The following is a 2,489-nucleotide window of genomic DNA, read 5'->3' on the forward strand; positions in this document are numbered from 1 at the left end:
GCAGCGAGCGGATATGGTCCCAGCTTGCGGCGTTTACGGAGAAATATTCGGCGGCGCGATCCTGCCGCTTGCGCTTGACCGCCGCCAACCGCTCGAGGTCACGCTCGACCTGCGGATCGGCAGCCCGGATGCCGGAGACCAGCCTGAGCACGAAATCCCGCGCCGCATCCGAATCCGACAGCCGGAAGAAGGCCCATGAGCCCTCCTGGTAACGGCCGATCAGTCCCGCCTCCAGCAAAAGCTTCAGGTGGCGCGAGACGCGCGGCTGCGACTGGCCGAGGATTTCGGTGAGATCGGAAACGGTTAGGTCGCCGCGCGACAGCAACGCCAGGATGCGCAACCGGCTAGATTCGGCCGCCGCCTTCAATGTATCTACCATGGTGTCGAGTGCGACATGCATGCGAGCATTCTCTTTGAAAAGATATAAACATATCTTTATGTCGATTTTGATAGGCTTGCAAGCGCTATGTCGCTTACGGACAAGAATATGACGCATGCGCGGTGGATCGCGCAAAGCCAGAAGCATGATCGGGGCGGAAACCATGTTCGAGACGCGCAGCGGCGAAAAGCTTCTGGAAAACGATCCGGCAGATATGCCGCCGGACGGCCATGTGGTCTTCATCGGTCGCATCGCCTCGCCCTGGACCGCGCGGGAAACTTGCCCCAAGAACATGAGATCCGCGCGGGAAACGGGACAGCCGGCGGTTCTCACGATCGACCAGCCCTATCGTGACGGCCTGCTCGGCCTGGAGCGCGCCAGCCACATCATCATCCTGTCCTGGCTGCACCATGCACCGCGGACCCTGATTGTCCAGAACCCCCGCCATGCGGCTGAACCGAAAGGCGTTTTTTCGCTGCGCTCCCCTGCCCGGCCGAACCCTGTCGGGTTGCATATCGCCAAGCTCGTCGCCATCGACATCGACACGGGCCGTATCGATATCGATGCGATCGACGTGCTCGACGGCACGCCGGTCATCGACATCAAGCCGTATTTCGCGTCGACCGATGCCTTTGCGGACGCAACCATTGCCGGGCGGGACGAGCCCGGACAGGACGGGAGATGAGCGCGCCGACCGGCCGTCGCCGCGCCATCGCCAAGGCGCTGACGGCGCTATTACCGCTGGCGCCCTATGCTGACATGGAAAAGATCCGCGCCGACGCCGGCGCGGTGCATATGAAGAGCCTGCCGCCGACGATCGCCGTGTGGCTGGCGACGACAGCTCATATCCGTCATGTGCACACCGACTACGAAAAACTGCTGGCCGAAGGCTATGACCGCGACTCCGCGCGCTTCTTCGTCATGGAACAGACCAACATCGTCCTGACCCGCTGGCGCGCCACCCGTCTGCTCGAGGATGACGATGAGGACTAACAACTTCTCTCGATGGCCCAGCGGCAAGCCCAGCCTGTGTCTTGTGCTCTGCGGCTCTATCCCGCCATCTGATCGGCGAAAAATGATCTGACGGAGGACGTGATGAGCAAGCCGGCCGATCGGCACACTAAACCACTGCCCTCGCTCTCCGCCCATCACATAGACCCGCACTCCTATCCGGAAGGCGTTGCCTTCCTGGACGGGCAATATCTGCCGATGTCGCAAGCCAAGATCTCGGTGCTGGATTGGGGCTTCCTGCACTCCGACGCTACTTACGACACGGTGCATGTCTGGGACGGCCGCTTCTTCCGCCTCGACCTGCATCTCGATCGCTTCTTCGGCGGGCTGGAAAAGCTGCGCATGACGATCCGGTTCGACCGCGAAGGCGTCGCCGAAATCCTCCACAATTGCGTGTCGCTGTCGGGTCATCGCGCCGCTTATGTCGAGATGCTGTGCACGCGCGGCGCCTCGCCGACCTTCAGCCGCGACCCGCGCGACGCGGTCAACCGCTTCATGGCTTTCGCCGTTCCCTTCGGCTCGGTCGCCAATGCCGAACAATTGCAGCGCGGCCTGCATGTGGCGATCAGCGACAAGGTGCGCATCCCACCGGCTTCGATCGACCCGGCGATCAAGAACTATCACTGGCTCGACCTGGTGCGAGGCCTCTACGACGCCTATGAGCGCGGCGCCGAGACCGCGCTGGTCCTCGATTTCAACGGCAATGTCGCGGAAGGCCCCGGCTTCAACGTCTTTTGCGTGGATGACGGTAAACTGTCGACCCCGGCTGTCGGCGTGCTGCCCGGCATCACCCGCCGCACCGTCTTCGATCTCTGCGCGGAGGCCGGGCTTGCCGTCACAGCAGCCGATGTCAGCGTCGCTGCGCTGCGTCAGGCCGACGAGGTCTTCATCACCTCGACTGCCGGCGGCATCATGCCGGTAACGATGATCGACGGTATTCCGGTCGCGGACGGTAAGGTCGGCGCGATTACCAGGCGCCTCACGGCGATCTATTGGCAAAAGCACGAAGACCCGGCCTGGTCCAACTTGGTGCGCTATCCCTGACCCGAGCGTGGCTACGCGCGGTAAATCCACTGCTCGGGCACACGCACCGAAATCT

4 protein-coding genes are annotated in these 2,489 nt (G+C 62.7%); 3 read left to right on the forward strand and 1 reads right to left on the reverse strand.

Going from position 1 to position 2,489, the window contains the following annotated elements:
- Positions 1-400, reverse strand: a 400-nt coding sequence (locus EOA86_RS30415) for a metalloregulator ArsR/SmtB family transcription factor (RefSeq protein WP_164892130.1), incomplete at its 3' end; no start/stop codon positions are given.
- Positions 401-542: 142 nt separating this feature from the next.
- On the opposite strand from EOA86_RS30415, the gene tsaA reads away from it, so the two are divergent.
- The 3 genes from tsaA to EOA86_RS30430 all read left to right on the forward strand — a co-directional run bounded on the left by tsaA (position 543) and on the right by EOA86_RS30430 (position 2,434).
- Positions 543-1,064 (forward strand): tRNA (N6-threonylcarbamoyladenosine(37)-N6)-methyltransferase TrmO, encoded by a 522-nt coding sequence (tsaA, locus tag EOA86_RS30420; protein WP_164892131.1) that lies wholly within the window; start codon positions 543-545, stop codon positions 1,062-1,064.
- Complete coding sequence (locus EOA86_RS30425) at positions 1,061-1,372, forward strand: DUF2293 domain-containing protein (protein ID WP_065010335.1); 312 nt, start codon at positions 1,061-1,063, stop codon at positions 1,370-1,372. Before tsaA ends, EOA86_RS30425 begins: the two co-directional genes overlap by 4 nt.
- Positions 1,373-1,474: 102 nt before the next feature.
- Positions 1,475-2,434, forward strand: a complete 960-nt coding sequence (locus tag EOA86_RS30430; protein ID WP_128345010.1) for a D-amino acid aminotransferase — start codon at positions 1,475-1,477, stop codon at positions 2,432-2,434.
- The last annotated feature ends 55 nt before the right edge of the window (positions 2,435-2,489 follow it).

Origin of the sequence: Mesorhizobium sp. M5C.F.Ca.IN.020.32.2.1, assembly GCF_004023105.1 — a bacterium.
Taxonomy (GTDB): Bacteria; Pseudomonadota; Alphaproteobacteria; order Rhizobiales; family Rhizobiaceae; genus Mesorhizobium; species Mesorhizobium wenxiniae.

What these genes read in the sequence shown, in the direction of transcription:
- EOA86_RS30430 (WP_128345010.1), top strand. Translation starts at nt 1,475, where the DNA reads ATGAGCAAGCCGGCCGATCGGCACACTAAACCACTGCCCTCGCTCTCC.
- EOA86_RS30425 (WP_065010335.1), top strand. Translation starts at nt 1,061, where the DNA reads ATGAGCGCGCCGACCGGCCGTCGCCGCGCCATCGCCAAGGCGCTGACG.
- tsaA (WP_164892131.1), top strand. Translation starts at nt 543, where the DNA reads ATGTTCGAGACGCGCAGCGGCGAAAAGCTTCTGGAAAACGATCCGGCA.